We start from the raw sequence: 957 nt of genomic DNA, 5'->3' as shown, positions 1-957 counted from the left end.
CTGCCCCCCGCCGGCCCCGCTCCCCGGGCCCGCCGCGCCGCCCCTCCTGGGAGCCGAGACGCCGTACGGCGGGCCGGAGCGGCGCAGGGGCACCGTGCCGTACGAGGCGGTCGCTCGGGAGGCGTGGCGGCCGGTCGGTGCGGGCGGCGCAACGCCCGATCGCCTGCCGCCGGGCCCGGCCGTCCTGCGGCACGCGGCCGGATGGGTCGCCCACCCCGCGCTGGCCCGGGCGAGAAGACTCCAGCGGGGGGCCGCCGTCCTCGTCGACGGACTGCGGGCGCAGATGGACGCCGCCTGCCTGCACCTGTCGGAGATGCACGAGAACCTGGCCCGCCTCCACAGCGGCATCGACGTCCGGCATCCGGAAGGCCCGCGCATCGCCGCGCGCGCCCACCTCGCGAAGGCGGCGGACTTTCGCAGGATGATCGGTTCGTCCTCGCCGACCGCCTGATCGGCCCGGTTCCCGGCCGCGTCCGCCCCAGCGGCATGGGGGCGACGGCGCCCGCCACGGTTTATATGCTTTCTCTTCCTGGCCCTGAAGCGAACGTGAGGGTGGGCATGGTCGAGAGGGCAGGCGCGGTCAAGCGCAGGTCGGCGCGGTCCGCCGCCAACGGTGACGCTGAACTTGATCTCCGGCAACTGCTGGCCGGTCTCACGGCGGTGCGCGACGGCGACTTCGGGACCCGGCTGCCCGAGGAGGGCGACGGGCTGCTGAAGGAGATCGCCACCGTCTTCAACGGCATGGTGGACCAGCTCTCGCTGTTCACCTCCGAGGTGACCCGCGTCGCCCGGGAGGTCGGCACCGAGGGCCAGCTCGGCGGCCAGGCCGAGGTGCCCGGCGTCTCGGGCACCTGGAAGGACCTCACCGACTCGGTGAACGCGATGGCCGGCAACCTGACCAGCCAGGTGCGGTCCATCGCCGAGGTCACCACGGCCGTGGCGCAGGGCGACCTGTCG

2 protein-coding genes are annotated in these 957 nt (G+C 74.7%); both read left to right on the top strand.

From position 1 onward, the window contains the following. A partial coding sequence (locus MPTA5024_RS42925; RefSeq protein ID WP_198167542.1) for a hypothetical protein occupies positions 1-451 on the top strand: 451 nt, incomplete at its 5' end. 107 nt (positions 452-558) lie between these two features. Next, positions 559-957 (top strand): HAMP domain-containing protein (locus MPTA5024_RS42920; RefSeq protein WP_036331758.1); only part of this gene is annotated, 399 nt, incomplete at its 3' end.

The organism is Microbispora sp. ATCC PTA-5024 (assembly GCF_000511135.2).
In the GTDB taxonomy this organism is placed as follows: domain Bacteria; phylum Actinomycetota; class Actinomycetes; order Streptosporangiales; family Streptosporangiaceae; genus Microbispora; species Microbispora corallina.
Note: the sequence above shows the minus strand (reverse complement) of the source record. Positions and strands in the feature narration are given on the sequence as shown.